The 14,970-nt window shown below is 59.8% G+C and carries 18 protein-coding genes; 16 read left to right on the top strand and 2 right to left on the bottom strand.

Annotated elements, in window-relative coordinates; translation table 11 throughout:
• Window positions 1-512 precede the first annotated feature (512 nt).
• The 16 genes from BFV63_RS01815 (at window position 513) to phnP (ending at window position 12,194) form a co-directional block, all read left to right on the top strand.
• Window positions 513-848 (top strand): zinc ribbon domain-containing protein YjdM, encoded by a 336-nt coding sequence (locus tag BFV63_RS01815; protein WP_003860206.1) that lies wholly within the window; start codon window positions 513-515, stop codon window positions 846-848.
• 80 nt (window positions 849-928) lie between these two features.
• Window positions 929-1,360, top strand: a complete 432-nt coding sequence (yjdN, locus tag BFV63_RS01810) for a VOC family metalloprotein YjdN (RefSeq protein ID WP_003860208.1) — start codon at window positions 929-931, stop codon at window positions 1,358-1,360.
• 173 nt (window positions 1,361-1,533) lie between these two features.
• Entirely contained in the window at window positions 1,534-2,322 is a 789-nt protein-coding gene (gene phnC, locus BFV63_RS01805; protein WP_032608263.1) for a phosphonate ABC transporter ATP-binding protein, read from the top strand.
• A 22-nt stretch (window positions 2,323-2,344) separates the two neighbouring features.
• Entirely contained in the window at window positions 2,345-3,361 is a 1,017-nt protein-coding gene (gene phnD / locus BFV63_RS01800) for a phosphonate ABC transporter substrate-binding protein (protein WP_023324026.1), read from the top strand.
• Between the two features lie 53 nt (window positions 3,362-3,414).
• Window positions 3,415-4,194, top strand: a complete 780-nt coding sequence (phnE, locus tag BFV63_RS01795; protein ID WP_048241524.1) for a phosphonate ABC transporter, permease protein PhnE — start codon at window positions 3,415-3,417, stop codon at window positions 4,192-4,194.
• A 20-nt stretch (window positions 4,195-4,214) separates the two neighbouring features.
• The gene (gene phnF / locus BFV63_RS01790) at window positions 4,215-4,940 is read left to right on the top strand and encodes a phosphonate metabolism transcriptional regulator PhnF (RefSeq protein ID WP_003860215.1); all 726 of its coding nucleotides are present in this window, start codon (window positions 4,215-4,217) and stop codon (window positions 4,938-4,940) included.
• Complete coding sequence (gene phnG / locus BFV63_RS01785; protein WP_045331407.1) at window positions 4,941-5,393, top strand: phosphonate C-P lyase system protein PhnG; 453 nt, start codon at window positions 4,941-4,943, stop codon at window positions 5,391-5,393. It abuts the gene before it with no gap.
• Entirely contained in the window at window positions 5,390-5,974 is a 585-nt protein-coding gene (phnH, locus tag BFV63_RS01780; RefSeq protein WP_003860219.1) for a phosphonate C-P lyase system protein PhnH, read from the top strand. The genes phnG and phnH overlap by 4 nt, the downstream gene beginning before the upstream one ends.
• The gene (locus BFV63_RS01775) at window positions 5,974-7,038 is read left to right on the top strand and encodes a carbon-phosphorus lyase complex subunit (RefSeq protein ID WP_048241526.1); all 1,065 of its coding nucleotides are present in this window, start codon (window positions 5,974-5,976) and stop codon (window positions 7,036-7,038) included. Before phnH ends, BFV63_RS01775 begins: the two co-directional genes overlap by 1 nt.
• Window positions 7,031-7,876: an alpha-D-ribose 1-methylphosphonate 5-phosphate C-P-lyase PhnJ gene (gene phnJ, locus BFV63_RS01770; protein WP_006810438.1), complete on the top strand. Its 846-nt coding sequence runs from the start codon at window positions 7,031-7,033 to the stop codon at window positions 7,874-7,876. The genes BFV63_RS01775 and phnJ overlap by 8 nt, the downstream gene beginning before the upstream one ends.
• Window positions 7,873-8,628 carry a phosphonate C-P lyase system protein PhnK gene (gene phnK, locus BFV63_RS01765; RefSeq protein ID WP_003860225.1) on the top strand — a complete coding sequence of 252 codons (756 nt, stop codon included), beginning with the start codon at window positions 7,873-7,875 and terminating at the stop codon, window positions 8,626-8,628. Before phnJ ends, phnK begins: the two co-directional genes overlap by 4 nt.
• A gap of 9 nt (window positions 8,629-8,637) precedes the next feature.
• A complete protein-coding gene (phnL, locus tag BFV63_RS01760; RefSeq protein WP_003860227.1) occupies window positions 8,638-9,318 on the top strand; it encodes a phosphonate C-P lyase system protein PhnL in 681 nt (226 codons plus the stop codon).
• Complete coding sequence (phnM, locus tag BFV63_RS01755; RefSeq protein WP_003860229.1) at window positions 9,315-10,451, top strand: alpha-D-ribose 1-methylphosphonate 5-triphosphate diphosphatase; 1,137 nt, start codon at window positions 9,315-9,317, stop codon at window positions 10,449-10,451. The genes phnL and phnM overlap by 4 nt, the downstream gene beginning before the upstream one ends.
• Complete coding sequence (gene phnN / locus BFV63_RS01750; RefSeq protein ID WP_086527943.1) at window positions 10,448-10,999, top strand: ribose 1,5-bisphosphokinase; 552 nt, start codon at window positions 10,448-10,450, stop codon at window positions 10,997-10,999. The genes phnM and phnN overlap by 4 nt, the downstream gene beginning before the upstream one ends.
• The gene (phnO, locus tag BFV63_RS01745; RefSeq protein ID WP_015570217.1) at window positions 10,992-11,426 is read left to right on the top strand and encodes an aminoalkylphosphonate N-acetyltransferase; all 435 of its coding nucleotides are present in this window, start codon (window positions 10,992-10,994) and stop codon (window positions 11,424-11,426) included. Before phnN ends, phnO begins: the two co-directional genes overlap by 8 nt.
• Before the next feature lie 9 nt (window positions 11,427-11,435).
• Complete coding sequence (gene phnP, locus BFV63_RS01740; RefSeq protein ID WP_045343506.1) at window positions 11,436-12,194, top strand: phosphonate metabolism protein PhnP; 759 nt, start codon at window positions 11,436-11,438, stop codon at window positions 12,192-12,194.
• A gap of 52 nt (window positions 12,195-12,246) precedes the next feature.
• Here phnP and yjdP read toward each other — a convergent pair whose 3' ends face one another.
• Together yjdP and BFV63_RS01730 are read right to left on the bottom strand one after the other, a co-directional pair.
• Window positions 12,247-12,570, bottom strand: a complete 324-nt coding sequence (yjdP, locus tag BFV63_RS01735) for a DDRRRQL repeat protein YjdP (protein ID WP_045343505.1) — start codon at window positions 12,568-12,570, stop codon at window positions 12,247-12,249.
• 69 nt (window positions 12,571-12,639) lie between these two features.
• On the bottom strand, window positions 12,640-14,919 hold the full coding sequence (locus tag BFV63_RS01730) for a hybrid sensor histidine kinase/response regulator (RefSeq protein ID WP_023315235.1): 2,280 nt from the start codon (window positions 14,917-14,919) through the stop codon (window positions 12,640-12,642).
• Window positions 14,920-14,970: the final 51 nt, after the last annotated feature.

Raw genomic sequence — 14,970 nt, 5'->3', positions numbered from 1 at the left:
ATCACGTATGGAAAACATGTTCATTTAATACAACTAACTGAAGATAATGAGAATTTAAAACCCACCCTCGTAATACGTGTAAAACACCCCCTGGCCAGAAAGCCAAAAGTGAATAGACAAAACGCATTTTCAGGAAACATCAGGATATATCATCGTTATTTACCCACCAAAAAAGAGAGGTATTCCCTGACGCCAAAAGATGTATGTCGTCAGAGGAGGGTAGATAAATAACGGCTTGTTCCTTCACCTTATCCGAAATGGCACAGCGTAGCAATTTGCTGTAATAAAATATTCGATACATTTAGCATGATTACGATCTCTGCCGTTCAGGGCATACGCTTCCCTTAATTCACTGACAGTTCGTGTCATCGCTTGCGCATTTATGCGCTATTTTTATAAAACAATATCACCGACAAAAGTGGGGATTTGCGTTATACTCGCTGCCTTTTTCGGCACACTGCCGTCATTTAGCTGGCGTTTTCCAGCGTGTTAACACTTTTGAGGATACCCACATGCAACTTCCACACTGCCCGAAATGCAATTCTGAATACACCTATGAAGACAATGGCATGTTCGTTTGCCCGGAATGCGCCCATGAATGGAACGATGCGGAGCCTGCGCAGGACAGCGATGCGCTGATCGTGAAAGACGCGAATGGCAACCTGCTGGCAGACGGCGACAGCGTTACCGTTGTGAAAGATCTTAAGGTAAAAGGCAGCTCCTCCATGCTGAAGATCGGCACTAAAGTTAAAAATATCCGTCTGGTTGAAGGCGATCATAATATCGACTGCAAAATTGACGGCTTCGGTCCGATGAAACTGAAATCTGAGTTCGTGAAAAAGAACTGATTGTCCCGCCCGGTGACGCTTCGCTTACCGGGCGTTCGGGAACTACACTTAACGGGCTTTTCTTACGTGAGGTAAAGATTATGCCGTTAAGTCCCTACATCTCTTTCGCCGGCAACTGTGCGGAGGCGACGGCCTTCTATCAGCAGGCCGTCGGCGCAGAACTCCTCTACAAAATCACCTTCGGCGAAATGCCCAAAGACGAAAACAGCGAAGAAGGCTGTCCGTCAGGCATGAACTTCCCGGATACCGCCATCGCCCACTCTAATGTCCGCATTGCCGGCAGCGATATCATGATGAGCGATGGTCTGCCACCCGGTAGCAGCACGCAGTACGCCGGATTTACGCTGGTGCTCGACACGCAGGACGTGGATGAAGGCAAACGCTGGTTCGACAACCTCTCTGATGGCGGCAATGTCGAAATGGCCTGGCAGGAGACTTTCTGGGCGCACGGATTCGGGAAAGTCACCGATAAATACGGCGTGCCGTGGATGATTAACGTCGTTAAATCGTAGGCCGCATAAGCGCAGCGCATCCGGCAACAGCGCCCGGTGGCGCTGCGCTGGCCGGGCCTAGGGTGATTGTCATCAAACTCCCCTCAACTCTTCAAACTCCCGCAACCAACACTTAACCTGAATGTCATATTGATGCGCCAGCATGAGGCCACATTTATCGTGAGGCCGGGCACATGCAAACTGTCATTCGCGTCGAGAAACTGAGCAAAACCTTCCATCACAACAAGGCGCTGCATGCCGTTGATCTGACCGTCCAGCAGGGCGAAATGGTGGCGCTGTTGGGGCCGTCTGGTTCAGGTAAATCCACCCTTCTTCGTCACTTGAGCGGCCTGATTACCTGTGACAAAACGCCGGAAAGCCGCGTCGAACTGCTGGGGAACACCGTGCAACATGCGGGGCGTCTGGCGAGCGATATTCGCAAAAGCCGCGCTCAGACGGGCTATATCTTTCAGCAGTTCAACCTGGTGAACCGCCTGACCGTGCTCGAGAACGTGCTGATTGGCGCGCTCGGCAGCACCCCGTTCTGGCGCACCTGCCTGCGCTGGTTCTCCCTATCCCAGAAGCAAGAAGCCTTACAGGCGCTGACCCGCGTCGGCATGGCGCATTTCGCCCACCAGCGCGTCTCCACGCTCTCCGGCGGACAGCAGCAGCGCGTCGCCATTGCCCGCGCCCTGATGCAGAAAGCCAAAATTATCCTGGCCGATGAACCTATCGCCTCGCTGGATCCGGAGTCCGCCCGCATCGTGATGGAAACCCTGCGCGACATCAATCAGAACGACGGCATCACCGTGGTGGTGACGCTGCATCAGGTGGATTACGCCCTGCGCTACTGCGAGCGCATCGTCGCCCTGCGTCAGGGACATGTGTTCTTTGATGGCGCAAGCCACCAGTTTGATAACGAACGTTTTGACCATCTCTACCGCAGCGTAAACCGCGTCGAAGAGCGCGCGCAGGCTGCATAACGACCCATAACGAGGAATGGAAATGAGCTATAAAACGGTTGCCGCGCTGGCCTTCACCAGCATGTTCAGCATCAGCACCCTGTTAAGCCCGGCCCACGCCGAGGAGCAGGAAAAAGCACTGAACTTTGGCATCATTTCGACAGAATCACAGCAGAACCTGAAACCCCAGTGGGAACCGTTCCTGAAAGATATGGAAACCAAACTGGGGATCAAAGTGAACGCGTTCTTCGCCCCGGATTACGCGGGCATCATTCAGGGAATGCGCTTCAACAAAGTCGACATCGCCTGGTATGGCAACCTCTCTGCTATGGAAGCGGTAGATCGCGCGAACGGCCAGGTGTTCGCCCAGACCGTTGCGGCAGACGGCTCTCCGGGCTACTGGAGCGTGCTGATCGTTAACAAAGACAGCCCGATCAACAACCTCAACGACATGCTCGCCAAACGCAAAGAGCTGACCTTTGGTAACGGCGACCCGAACTCTACCTCCGGCTTCCTCGTCCCTGGCTACTACGTCTTCGCGAAAAACAACGTCTCCGCCAGCGACTTTAAGCGCACGGTTAACGCCAGCCACGAAACCAATGCCCTGGCCGTGGCGAATAAGCAGGTTGACGTTGCTACCAACAACACTGAAAACCTCGACAAGCTGAAGACCTCCGCGCCGGAAAAGCTGAAGGAAATCAAGGTTATCTGGAAATCACCGCTGATCCCGGGCGACCCGATCGTGTGGCGCAAAAACCTCTCCGAGAACACCAAGGACAAGGTCTACGACTTCTTTATGAACTACGGCAAAACGCCGGAAGAGAAAGCGGTTCTGGCACGTCTGGGCTGGGCACCGTTCCGCGCGTCCAGCGATTTGCAACTGGTGCCGATTCGCCAGCTGGCGCTGTTCAAGCAGATGCAGGGCGTGAAGGACAACAAAGGCCTGAAGGACGAAGAGAAGAACAGCAAAGTGTCGGAAATTCAGGCGCAGCTGGACGATCTTGACCGCCTGACCGCCGCGCTCGGCGCCATGACCAGCGTGAATAAAGCGGTGCAGTAACGCCTTTCTCCCTCTCCCTCAAGGGAGAGGGGACTAAACCCAAAGGAGCCAACATGCAAACCATCACCCTCCCGCCGCCAAAACGCAGCTGGTTCTCGCTCATAAGCTGGGCTGTTCTGCTGGCGGTGCTCGTTATCTCCTGGAAGGGCGCGGAGATGGATCCGCTGCTGCTCTTCAGGGACTCAGGCAACATGGCGACCTTCGCCGCCGACTTCTTCCCACCGGACTTCAGCCAGTGGCAGGACTACCTCGGTGAAATGGCGATCACCCTGCAAATTGCCGTCTGGGGCACCGCCCTCGCCGTGATCCTCTCCATTCCGTTTGGCCTGATGAGCGCCGAAAACATCGTGCCATGGTGGGTTTACCAGCCGATGCGCCGCCTGATGGACGCCTGTCGCGCCATCAACGAAATGGTCTTTGCGATGCTATTCGTGGTCGCCGTCGGCCTGGGTCCGTTCGCGGGCGTGATGGCGCTGTTCATCCACACCACCGGCGTGCTCTCCAAGCTGCTCTCCGAAGCGGTTGAAGCCATCGAGCCCGGCCCGGTGGAAGGCATCCGGGCAACCGGAGCGAACAAAATCGAAGAGATCCTGTACGGCGTCCTGCCGCAGGTGATGCCGTTGCTCATCTCCTATTCCCTGTACCGCTTCGAGTCCAACGTTCGCTCCGCCACCGTGGTCGGCATGGTGGGCGCAGGCGGCATTGGCGTCACCCTGTGGGAAGCGATTCGTGGTTTCCAGTTCCAGCAAACCTGCGCCCTGATGGCGCTCATCATCGTCACCGTCAGCCTGCTGGATTTCCTCTCTCAACGTTTGCGTAAGCACTTCATCTGAGAAGCGAGGCTTTGATTGGTATGCACTTATCCAGACATCCGACCAGTTACCCCACCCGCTGGCAAGAGATTGCGGCAAAGCTCGAAGTGGAGCTGCGCACGCACTATCGCTGCGGAGACTACCTGCCTGCCGAGCAGCAGCTTGCCGACCGCTACGAAGTGAATCGTCACACCCTGCGTCGTGCCATCGATCAACTGGTGGAGCGCGGCTGGGTCCAGCGTCGTCAGGGCGTCGGCGTGCTGGTGCTGATGCGTCCGTTTGACTACCCGCTTAATGCCCAGGCGCGTTTTAGCCAGAACCTTCTCGATCAGGGCAGCCACCCCACCAGCGAAAAGCTGCTGTCTGTCCTGCGCCCGGCCTCCCGCCACGTGGCGGACGCGCTGGGGATTCAGGAGGGCGACAACGTCGTTCACCTGCGCACGTTGCGCCGGGTGAACGGCGTGGCGGTCTGTCAGATCGACCACTACTTCGCGGACCTCACCCTCTGGCCCGTTCTGCAACATTTCGCCAGCGGTTCCCTGCATGATTTTCTTCAGGACGCGACGGGTATCGTGCTCAAACGCACCCAGACGCGCATCAGCGCCCGCCGCGCGCAGGCGAAAGAGAGCAAGGTGCTGGAGATCCCCAACATGGCCCCGCTGCTCTGCGTGCGCACCCTCAACCACCGTGACGGCGACGTCAACGCAACGGAATACTCCGTCAGCCTGACCCGCGCCGACATGATTGAATTTACCATGGAGCACTGAATGCACTTCGACACCTCCACTCGTCAGCGCTGGATGCGCGTGCTGGCCCACAGCCAGCCTGCTGCGCTGGCTGCCCGCATGAACGCGCTCGGCCTGACGCCGGATTACGACACGATCCGCGCGCCGGAGATCGGCCTGGTGCAGATCCAGGCACGCATGGGCGGCACCGGCGAGCGCTTCTTCGCCGGCGATGCCACCCTCACCCGCGCGGTGATCCGCCTGAAAAGCGGCACGCTGGGCTACGGCTACGTACTTGGGCGCGACAAAACGCACGCCGAGCGCTGCGCAGCGATCGACGCGCTTTTACAGGAACAGCCGCATTTTCAGACGTTAATGGAAACCCTTATTGCCCCACTGGAAGCTGACCGCGCCGCACGCTTTGCCGCGCGTCAGGCCGAAGTAAATACCAGCCGGGTCGACTTCTTTACGCTCGTTCGCGGAGACAACGCATGACGCTTCAACCTGCTTTTACCCTGGCCGTCCAGGATGCCCAACAGAGTTTCCGTCGCCTGCTGAAAGCCATGAGCGAGCCGGGCGTCATTGTCTCGCTGCACCAGCTCTCCCAGGGCTGGCTGCCGCTGAACCTCGCCTCTACCAGCGTGCTGCTGACGCTGGCGGACAACGACACCCCGGTATGGCTGTCAGGGGCATTGCTGAACGATATCGCCAGCCAGAACCTGCGCTTTCACACCAACGCGCCGCTGGTCGAGCAGCCCCAGCAGGCGGTCTTCGCCGTGGCCGACGAGCAAATCAGCCATGAACAACTTAATGCCCTGAGCGAAGGCAGCGCCGTCGCACCGGAAACCAGCGCTACGCTGATTTTGCAGGTCTCCAGCCTGAGCGGTGGCCGCATGCTACGCCTGACGGGGGCAGGGATCGCCGACGAGCGGATGGTCGCCCCCCAGCTGCCGGAGTGCATCATTCATGAGCTGACCGAGCGCCCGCATCCGTTCCCGCTCGGTATCGACCTGATCCTGACCTGCGGCGAGCGCCTGCTGGCGATCCCGAGAACCACTCACGTGGAGGTGTGCTGATGTACGTTGCCGTCAAAGGGGGCGAGAAGGCGATCGCCGCCGCCCATGCCTTGCAGGCGCACAGACGCCGGGGGGATGACGCCTTACCCGAGCTGAGCGTCGCCCAGATTGAACAGCAGTTAAACCTGGCCGTCGACCGCGTGATGACCGAAGGCGGCATCGCAGACCGCGAGCTGGCGGCGCTGGCGCTGAAACAGGCCAGCGGCGATAACGTGGAAGCCATTTTCCTGCTGCGCGCTTACCGCACTACGCTTGCGAAGCTGGCGGTAAGCGAGCCGGTGAAAACGGCGGAAATGCGTTTAGAGCGCCGTATTTCTGCGGTGTACAAAGATATTCCTGGCGGCCAGCTGCTTGGTCCGACCTACGACTACACCCATCGCCTGCTGGACTTCAGTCTACTGGCGAACGGTGAAACACCGCAGCTCAGCGTCTCTGACGCTGAACAAGACGCCTCCCCGCACGTCTTTAGCCTGCTGGCAAACCAGGGGCTGGCGAAGGCGGAAGAAAACACCGGCAGCACACCGGATGACATCACTCGCACGCCGCCGGTCTATCCCTGTTCGCGCTCGTCCCGCCTGCAACAGCTGATGCGCGGCGATGAAGGGTATCTGCTGGCGCTGGCCTACTCCACGCAGCGCGGCTACGGGCGCAACCACCCGTTCGCGGCAGAGATCCGCAGCGGTTATCTCGATGTCGAAATTGTGCCGGAAGAGCTGGGTTTTGCGGTGAACATCGGCGAACTGCTGATGACCGAGTGCGAAATGGTCAACGGTTTTGTCGCGCCAGAGAATGAAGATCCGCATTTTACCCGCGGCTACGGGCTGGTGTATGGCCTGAGCGAGCGCAAGGCGATGGCGATGGCGCTGGTTGACCGTGCGCTCCAGGCGCCGGACTACGGCGAGCATATTGCCGGCCCGGCACAGGACGAAGAGTTCGTGCTGGCCCACGCGGATAACGTTGAGGCCGCCGGCTTTGTCTCGCACCTCAAGCTGCCGCACTACGTCGATTTCCAGGCCGAACTGGAACTGCTGAAACGCCTGCAACGGGAGCGCGCCAATGGCTAACTTAAGCGGCTACAACTTTGCCTATCTGGACGAGCAAACTAAACGCATGATCCGCCGCGCCATCCTTAAGGCTGTGGCGATCCCCGGCTACCAGGTGCCGTTCGGCGGCCGCGAAATGCCGATGCCCTACGGCTGGGGCACCGGCGGTATTCAGATCACCGCCAGCGTGATCGGCGAAGCGGACGTGCTGAAGGTCATCGACCAGGGGGCAGACGACACCACCAACGCCGTGTCGATCCGCAACTTCTTTAAGCGCGTAACGGGCGTCAACACCACTGAAAAAACCGAAGACGCGACGCTGATCCAGACCCGTCACCGCATTCCGGAGACCCCGCTGACTGAAGATCAGATTTTGATTTTCCAGGTGCCGATCCCGGAGCCGCTGCGTTTTATCGAGCCGCGGGAAACCGAAACCCGCACCATGCACGCCCTGGAAGAGTACGGGATCATGCAGGTCAAACTGTATGAGGACATCGCCCGCTTCGGCCATATCGCCACCACCTACGCCTATCCGGTGAAGGTGAACGGCCGCTACGTGATGGACCCGTCGCCGATCCCGAAATTCGATAACCCGAAGATGGACATGATGCCCGCCCTGCAACTTTTTGGTGCCGGACGGGAAAAACGCATCTACGCCGTACCGCCGTACACCCGTGTGGAGAGCCTGGATTTTGACGATCACCCGTTTACGGTGCAGGAGTGGGACGAGCCGTGCGCCATCTGCGGCTCGAAGCATAGCTATCTGGATGAAGTGGTGCTGGACGACACGGGCAAACGGATGTTTGTCTGCTCCGACACCGATTACTGCCGCCAACAGAGCGAGGCGAACAGCCAATGAAACCGCTGCTTTCGGTTAATAACCTGACTCACCTTTATGCACCGGGCAAAGGCTTTAGCGACGTGTCGTTTGAGCTGTGGCCGGGCGAAGTGCTGGGCATTGTCGGCGAGTCCGGCTCCGGTAAAACCACCCTGCTGAAGTCCATCTCCGCGCGCCTGACGCCGCAGAATGGCGACATTTTGTATGAGGGCGTGTCGCTGTATGGCATGAGCGAAGCCGAGCGCCGCCGCCTGCTGCGCACCGAGTGGGGCGTGGTGCACCAGCACCCGATGGATGGCCTGCGCCGCCAGGTCTCGGCGGGGGGCAACATCGGCGAACGGCTGATGGCCACCGGCGCGCGCCACTACGGCAACATCCGCGCCACGGCGCAGCACTGGCTGGAAGAGGTTGAAATTCCCGCCTCGCGCATCGACGACCTGCCGACCACCTTCTCCGGCGGCATGCAGCAGCGTTTACAGATTGCCCGCAATCTCGTCACCCATCCGAAGCTGGTGTTTATGGATGAACCGACCGGTGGGCTGGACGTCTCCGTGCAGGCGCGCCTGCTGGATCTGCTGCGCGGCCTGGTGGTGGAGCTGAACCTGGCGGTAGTGATTGTCACCCACGATTTAGGCGTTGCGCGCCTGCTGGCGGACCGCTTGCTGGTGATGAAGCAGGGTCAGGTGGTGGAAAGTGGGCTGACCGACCGCGTGCTCGACGATCCCCATCATCCGTACACCCAACTGCTGGTGTCCTCGGTATTACAGAATTAAGAGGCCAACATGATCCACGTTGAAAATGTCAGTAAAACCTTTGTGCTCCACCAGCAAAACGGTGTCCGCCTGCCGGTACTGCAAAATGCCTCATTAGAGGTCAGCAACGGCGAATGCGTGGTGCTGCATGGCCATTCCGGCAGCGGAAAATCCACCCTGCTGCGCTCCCTGTACGCCAATTATCTGCCGGACGAAGGCCATATCCATATCCGCCATAACAATGAATGGGTTGATCTGGTCCAGGCTCCCGCGCGCAAAGTGCTGGAAGTACGCCGCTCGACGATCGGCTGGGTCAGCCAGTTCCTGCGAGTGATCCCGCGGATCTCCGCCCTGGACGTGGTCATGCAGCCTCTGCTGGATCTCGGCGTGCCGCGCGAAACCTGCGCCGCTAAAGCCGCCAGCCTGCTGACGCGTCTCAACGTACCGGAGCGTCTGTGGCACCTCGCCCCGTCGACCTTTTCCGGCGGCGAGCAGCAGCGCGTCAACATCGCCCGCGGCTTTATCGTCGATTACCCGATTTTACTCCTGGATGAACCCACCGCCTCGCTCGACAGTAAAAACAGCGCAGCGGTGATAGAACTGATCGAACAGGCCAAAGCGCGCGGCGCGGCGATCGTCGGGATCTTCCACGACGACGCCGTACGCCATCGCGTGGCGGACAGACTGCACCCGATGGGGACAAACGTATGATTATCAATAATGTCAGGCTGGTGCTGGAAAATGAGGTCGTGAACGGCTCGGTTGAGGTGCGGGACGGTGTCATCCGCGCCTTTGCCGAAACCCAGAGCCGCTCACCGGACGCGATGGACGGCGAAGGCGGCTGGCTGCTACCGGGGCTGATTGAGCTGCATACCGATAATCTCGATAAATTCTTCACCCCGCGCCCGAAGGTGGACTGGCCTGCGCATTCAGCGATGAGCAGCCACGACGCGCTGATGGTCGCCAGCGGCATCACCACGGTGCTGGACGCGGTGGCGATCGGCGACGTGCGCGACGGCGGCGATCGCCTGGAGAACCTGGAGAAGATGATCAACGCCGTGGAGGAGACGCAAAAGCGCGGCCTCAACCGCGCCGAGCACCGCCTGCACCTGCGCTGCGAGCTGCCGCACCACACCACCCTGCCGCTGTTTGAGAAGCTGGTGGGCCGCGAGCCGGTCTCGCTGGTTTCCCTGATGGATCACTCGCCGGGACAGCGCCAGTTCGCCAACATTGAAAAGTATCGCGAATACTATCAGGGCAAATATTCTCTCAGCGACGCGGAGATGGCCCGTTACGAAGAAGAGCAGCTGGCGCTGGCGGCCCAGTGGTCGCAGCCGAATCGCCTCTCCATTGCCGCTATGTGCCGGGACCGTAATATTGCCCTGGCCAGCCATGATGACGCCACGCACGATCACGTGCGCGAATCCCACCAGCTTGGGAGCGTGATCGCCGAATTTCCCACCACGTTCGAGGCGGCAGAAGCATCGCGTAAGCATGGCATGAACGTCCTGATGGGCGCGCCGAACATCGTACGCGGCGGGTCGCACTCCGGCAACGTGGCGGCAAGCAAGCTCGCCTCGCTCGGCCTGCTGGATATCCTCTCCTCTGACTATTACCCCGCCAGCCTGCTGGACGCGGCGTTCCGGGTGGCGGACGATGAGGGCAACAGCTTCACGCTGCCACAGGCGATTCGCCTGGTGACAAAAAACCCGGCCAGCGCGCTCAACCTTCACGATCGCGGTGAGATTGCCGAAGGCAAACGGGCAGACCTGGTGCTGGCGCACCGCAAGGGCGAGCACGTTCATATCGACCACGTCTGGCGTCAGGGAAAAAGGGTGTTCTGATGGGAAGACTCATCTGGTTAATGGGCCCGTCCGGCTCCGGGAAGGACAGCCTGCTGTCGGCGTTACGGCAGCGGGAACATTCACAGCTGCTGGTAGCGCACCGCTACATTACCCGCGCGGCAAACGCCGGGAGTGAAAACCATATCGCCCTGAGCGAGCAGGAGTTTTTTACCCGCGCCGGGCAAAACCTGCTGGCGCTGAGCTGGCATGCCAACGGTTACTACTATGGCGTCGGCATCGAGATCGACCTCTGGCTGCACGCGGGCTTTGACGTGCTGGTCAACGGCTCGCGGGCGCATCTCCCGCAGGCTCGCGCCCGGTACGAAGCGGCGCTGCTCCCGGTCTGTTTGCAGGTTTCCCCGGACGTTCTGCGTAGCCGGCTGCAAAAGCGGGGGCGCGAAAACGCGCGCGAGATCGACCAGCGGCTGGAACGGGCGGCGCGTTACACCCCGTCGGGTTGCCATCTCCTCAATAACGACGGAAGTTTGCTACAGTCAGTCGAGACCTTTCTATCGCTCATTCGCCAGAAGGTGAAACAACATGCCTGACTGCCAGCTTCGCCCCGCCACCGCCGACGATGCGCCGATCGTTTACGCGCTGATCTGCGAACTTAAGCAGGCCGAGTTCGATCATCAGGCGTTTCACGCCGGGTATCTGGCCAACTTGCAGGATCACAATATGCGCTACCAGCTGGCCGAGCTGGACGGGCAGATCATCGGGATGATCGGCCTGCATATGCAGTTTCACCTGCATCACGCCCGCTGGATCGGCGAGATCCAGGAACTGGTGGTGATGCCGCAGGCGCGTGGATTAAAAGTGGGCAGCCAGCTGCTGGCCTGGGCAGAGGACGTCGCACGGCAGGCAGGCGCCGAGCTGACCGAGCTTTCCACCAGCGTGAAGCGCGTGGACGCGCACCGTTTTTATGTTCGTGAAGGGTATACGCAAAGCCATTTCCGCTTCACCAAACCGCTGTAGAGGTGCGTTATGAGTCTGACGATCACGCTGACAGGAACCGGAGGGGCGCAGCTGGTGCCGGTGTTTGGCTGCGACTGCGCGGCGTGCCGACGGGCGCGTTTACAGGAAAATTATCGCCGTCGCCCCTGTAGCGCGGCGGTGAAATTCAACGATGCGGTCACCTTGCTGGACGCGGGTATTCCACACCTGATGGACGACTGGCCTGCGGGCAGCTTCCAGCAGTTTTTGCTTACCCATTATCATATGGATCACGTTCAGGGGCTTTTCCCTCTGCGCTGGGGCGTAGGCGCCACCATTCCCGTCTACGGTCCGCCAGACGAGGCAGGCTGTGACGATCTGTTCAAACATCCGGGCATCCTGGATTTCAGCCACACGGTGGAGCCATTTGTGACGTTTGAACTTCAGGGCTTGCGGGTCACGCCGCTGCCGCTCAACCATTCAAAACTCACGTTTGGCTATCTGCTGGAGTCCGCCCACAGCCGCGTGGCGTGGCTTTCTGATACCGCCGGACTGCCGGATAAAACGGTGACGTTTCTGCTAAACAATCAGCCGCAGGCGATGATTATCGACTGTAGCCATGAACCGCGCCCGGAGACGCCGCGCAACCATTGTGATTTGAATACGGTGATTGCGCTGAACGAGGTGATTGGCTGTCCGCAGGTGATCCTGACGCATATCAGCCATCAGTTTGACGTGTGGATGATGGATAACCCGCTGCCGTCCGGCATTGAAGCGGGGTATGACGGGCTGGTGATGGTGCTGGATTAGGTTTTCTCCCTCTCCCGTGGGAGAGGGTTGGGGTGAGGGCAACAGGCCGCACTTAGCCGCGATCGTAATCGTCTTCCAACCTGCGCTCGTCCTCTTCTAACCGACGCCTGTCGTCGTCCAACTGACGCTGACGCTCGTCTAAACGGCGGCGTCTGTCTTCGAGCTGCCGACGACGATCGTCGTACTGTCGGCTGTCGATTTGACGGCTGCGGTCGTAACGATCGTCGTCATCGTCATTACGGCTGCTGCTGGGGTTGTAGGCATCGTTGATCGCCTGCTGAATGTTGCCAATGGCGTCATCAATCACATCGGCATGCGCCAGCTGGCTGGTTAAAGTCAGCAAGCCAAATAACAGGGCGGTAGAGTAACGTTTCATAAGGCCAGACTCGCAGGTGAACTGGCCTTAAAGTAATGACTGGCTGTTAACGGGAGTAGCGGAGGAATCTCAAATTACCATCACCTTCCGCAGTGCCTGCGCCAGCTGCTGGCGGGTAAACGGCTTACGCAGTAATGGAACGTCCGGCAGCTGCGGGTTATGCGCCGGGCGCAAATCCTGCCCGCTGATCAGCAGCACCGGCAACTGCGGATAGTGGCTGCGTACATGGCCGATCACCTCCGCACCGCTCAGGCCGCCCGGCAGCATCAGGTCGCTGATAAACATGCCGATATCCGGTGATGCGTCCAGCATGTTCAGCGCCTGCTCGCCGTTTTCGGCTTCGAGCGTCAGGTAGCCAAGCTGGTGCAGTTGCTCACACAGGGTATGCCGCACGCCCGCCTCATCTTCCAGGACCAGCACAAGCAGCTCACTTTCTGTCGGGGCCGTGGTCGCCAGCGCGGCATCATTGGAGAACGCGGGCAGCGTCGAGCGCGGCAGCTGGAGCCGCACGGTGGTTCCCTGCCCCGGCGCGCTTTCGATCTCAACGCGCCCCCCGGACTGACGCACAAAGCCGTACACCATCGACAGCCCTAATCCGCTGCCGCTGCCGGTCTGTTTGGTGGTGAAGAACGGTTCAAAGACCTGCGATTTCACCTCCTGCGACATCCCACAGCCGTGGTCAATCACCTCCAGCGCGACCATATCCTGCCTGCGCCCGTCGCTGCGGGTCACACGCTGGTTCCAGGTGCGGATTTTAATCACACCGTTTTGCCCCTCCATTGCATCACGGGCGTTCATCACCAGGTTGATAATGGCGTTTTCCAGCTGGCTGACGTCAATCCATGCGGGCCAGGCCGGGGTTTGCGCTTCAATATCCAGCGTCAGCGTGGCGGGAAGGGAGTGCCGCATCAGCTCGCTCAGGTTCTCCAGCAGCGGCTTCATCTCTACCGCATGGGGTTGCAGGGATTGCTTGCGCGAGAAGGCCAGCAGACGCTGGGTGAGCATGGCCCCGCGTTCCGCGGCTTTGAGCGCACGAGTGATGCGCGGCGCGTCCGGTGACGCTGAATCGGTCAGCTCCAGACTGCCGATAATCACCGCCAGCAGGTTATTAAAATCATGCGCCAGACCGCCCGTCAGTTGCCCGACCGCCTTCATTTTCTGGCTGTGCAGCAGCGCCTCCTCCAGCCCCTGACGTTCGATGCGGTCGACCTCCATCTGCGAGGTCTTCTCCTTAAGCAGCCGCGTGGTGTGCTCCAGCGAAGCGGTATTGCGTGCAAAAACGTTAAACGCGCGCGCCAGTTCCCCCAGCTCATCACGCCGCTGTAGTGCGGGCACCGACACATTCTGCTCTCCGTGAGCGAGACGCGACATTGCCCTTGAGATAGCCGTCAGGTTGGAGCCCAGATTGCGATAAATATACCAGCAGGCGCAGCCGGTGATGATCAGCGCCAGCACCGCGAAAACGCTGATAAACACGCTGATGGAGCGCAGCTCCTGGTGACTTTGGGCGGTACGCAGCCGGGAGGCCTGTGCCACCTGTTCAACGTACTGATTGATGTCGCGGTTTAATATCGCTACCAGCGCCTTGATGTGGAACATGTACCAGCTGATGGACAGATCGCTCTCTTCCAGCTGCTTCGACAGTGGCGCGAGCTTGCGCAGCTCATCATTAAAATCCGGGAGCACCAGGTTGACCACCGGTTGCAGGGCGCTCGCGGGTAACATCGCGGTTACTGCATCCAACTGCTGCACCGTGGCGCGCGGTGAAGGGGTATCAATGGCGGCAACGATCAGCCTGTCCATCTCAGCAAGCTGCCGGGGGTCTGGCACATTGCTCGCGTAACGACGGTTGATATCCTGCAAATGACGCAGGTAGCTTTGGCTTTGATACAGCGCGCTGAGCAGCGCGTTACGCTCCAGATGCCGTTTTTGCCCGCGCTCCAGCATTCCCGTCACGCTCTGCTGTAACTCATTGCTCCTGCGAATAATACGCGTCACCAGCGCCGGCTCCTGCTGCGCCAGCGGCGCATCGGCAAGCTGCTCCAGCGAGTGGCGCAGCGCCATCTGCGTCTGTTTAAGCCGCTCAGCTTCGCCTTTGTACTCCAGCGCACCGACCACCTGCGACAGCCGCACCGCCGCCGTTGCCACGTTGGCCGTGTCGCGCGCGAGGTTCATGCTGCCGGTCATGTCATCCAGCGTTTGCTGCTGCACCTGCTCCTGGATCTGGCTGGCATGACGAAAGCCGAGCACCGCCACGCCGCTGACCATCAGCGTTACCGCCACCACCAGCAGGTTAAATATCAGCAGGCGACCGCGGGCGCTGGTGAAGAACGGGGGGCGTGATGGCATGGGTTTGGGCTCCTCTGCGGTTTGGTGCCCTCACCCTGGCCCTCTTCCCAC

The organism is Enterobacter hormaechei subsp. xiangfangensis (assembly GCF_001729785.1).
Lineage (GTDB): Bacteria > Pseudomonadota > Gammaproteobacteria > Enterobacterales > Enterobacteriaceae > Enterobacter > Enterobacter hormaechei_C.
Note: the sequence above shows the minus strand (reverse complement) of the source record. Positions and strands in the feature narration are given on the sequence as shown.

What these genes read in the sequence shown, in the direction of transcription:
- phnG (WP_045331407.1), top strand. Translation starts at nt 4,941, where the DNA reads ATGCACTTCGACACCTCCACTCGTCAGCGCTGGATGCGCGTGCTGGCC.
- phnC (WP_032608263.1), top strand. Translation starts at nt 1,534, where the DNA reads ATGCAAACTGTCATTCGCGTCGAGAAACTGAGCAAAACCTTCCATCAC.
- phnF (WP_003860215.1), top strand. Translation starts at nt 4,215, where the DNA reads ATGCACTTATCCAGACATCCGACCAGTTACCCCACCCGCTGGCAAGAG.
- yjdP (WP_045343505.1), bottom strand. Translation starts at nt 12,570, where the DNA reads ATGAAACGTTACTCTACCGCCCTGTTATTTGGCTTGCTGACTTTAACC.
- phnE (WP_048241524.1), top strand. Translation starts at nt 3,415, where the DNA reads ATGCAAACCATCACCCTCCCGCCGCCAAAACGCAGCTGGTTCTCGCTC.
- BFV63_RS01730 (WP_023315235.1), bottom strand. Translation starts at nt 14,919, where the DNA reads ATGCCATCACGCCCCCCGTTCTTCACCAGCGCCCGCGGTCGCCTGCTG.
- phnJ (WP_006810438.1), top strand. Translation starts at nt 7,031, where the DNA reads ATGGCTAACTTAAGCGGCTACAACTTTGCCTATCTGGACGAGCAAACT.
- phnO (WP_015570217.1), top strand. Translation starts at nt 10,992, where the DNA reads ATGCCTGACTGCCAGCTTCGCCCCGCCACCGCCGACGATGCGCCGATC.
- phnD (WP_023324026.1), top strand. Translation starts at nt 2,345, where the DNA reads ATGAGCTATAAAACGGTTGCCGCGCTGGCCTTCACCAGCATGTTCAGC.
- phnK (WP_003860225.1), top strand. Translation starts at nt 7,873, where the DNA reads ATGAAACCGCTGCTTTCGGTTAATAACCTGACTCACCTTTATGCACCG.
- phnP (WP_045343506.1), top strand. Translation starts at nt 11,436, where the DNA reads ATGAGTCTGACGATCACGCTGACAGGAACCGGAGGGGCGCAGCTGGTG.
- yjdN (WP_003860208.1), top strand. Translation starts at nt 929, where the DNA reads ATGCCGTTAAGTCCCTACATCTCTTTCGCCGGCAACTGTGCGGAGGCG.
- BFV63_RS01815 (WP_003860206.1), top strand. Translation starts at nt 513, where the DNA reads ATGCAACTTCCACACTGCCCGAAATGCAATTCTGAATACACCTATGAA.
- phnL (WP_003860227.1), top strand. Translation starts at nt 8,638, where the DNA reads ATGATCCACGTTGAAAATGTCAGTAAAACCTTTGTGCTCCACCAGCAA.
- BFV63_RS01775 (WP_048241526.1), top strand. Translation starts at nt 5,974, where the DNA reads ATGTACGTTGCCGTCAAAGGGGGCGAGAAGGCGATCGCCGCCGCCCAT.
- phnH (WP_003860219.1), top strand. Translation starts at nt 5,390, where the DNA reads ATGACGCTTCAACCTGCTTTTACCCTGGCCGTCCAGGATGCCCAACAG.
- phnM (WP_003860229.1), top strand. Translation starts at nt 9,315, where the DNA reads ATGATTATCAATAATGTCAGGCTGGTGCTGGAAAATGAGGTCGTGAAC.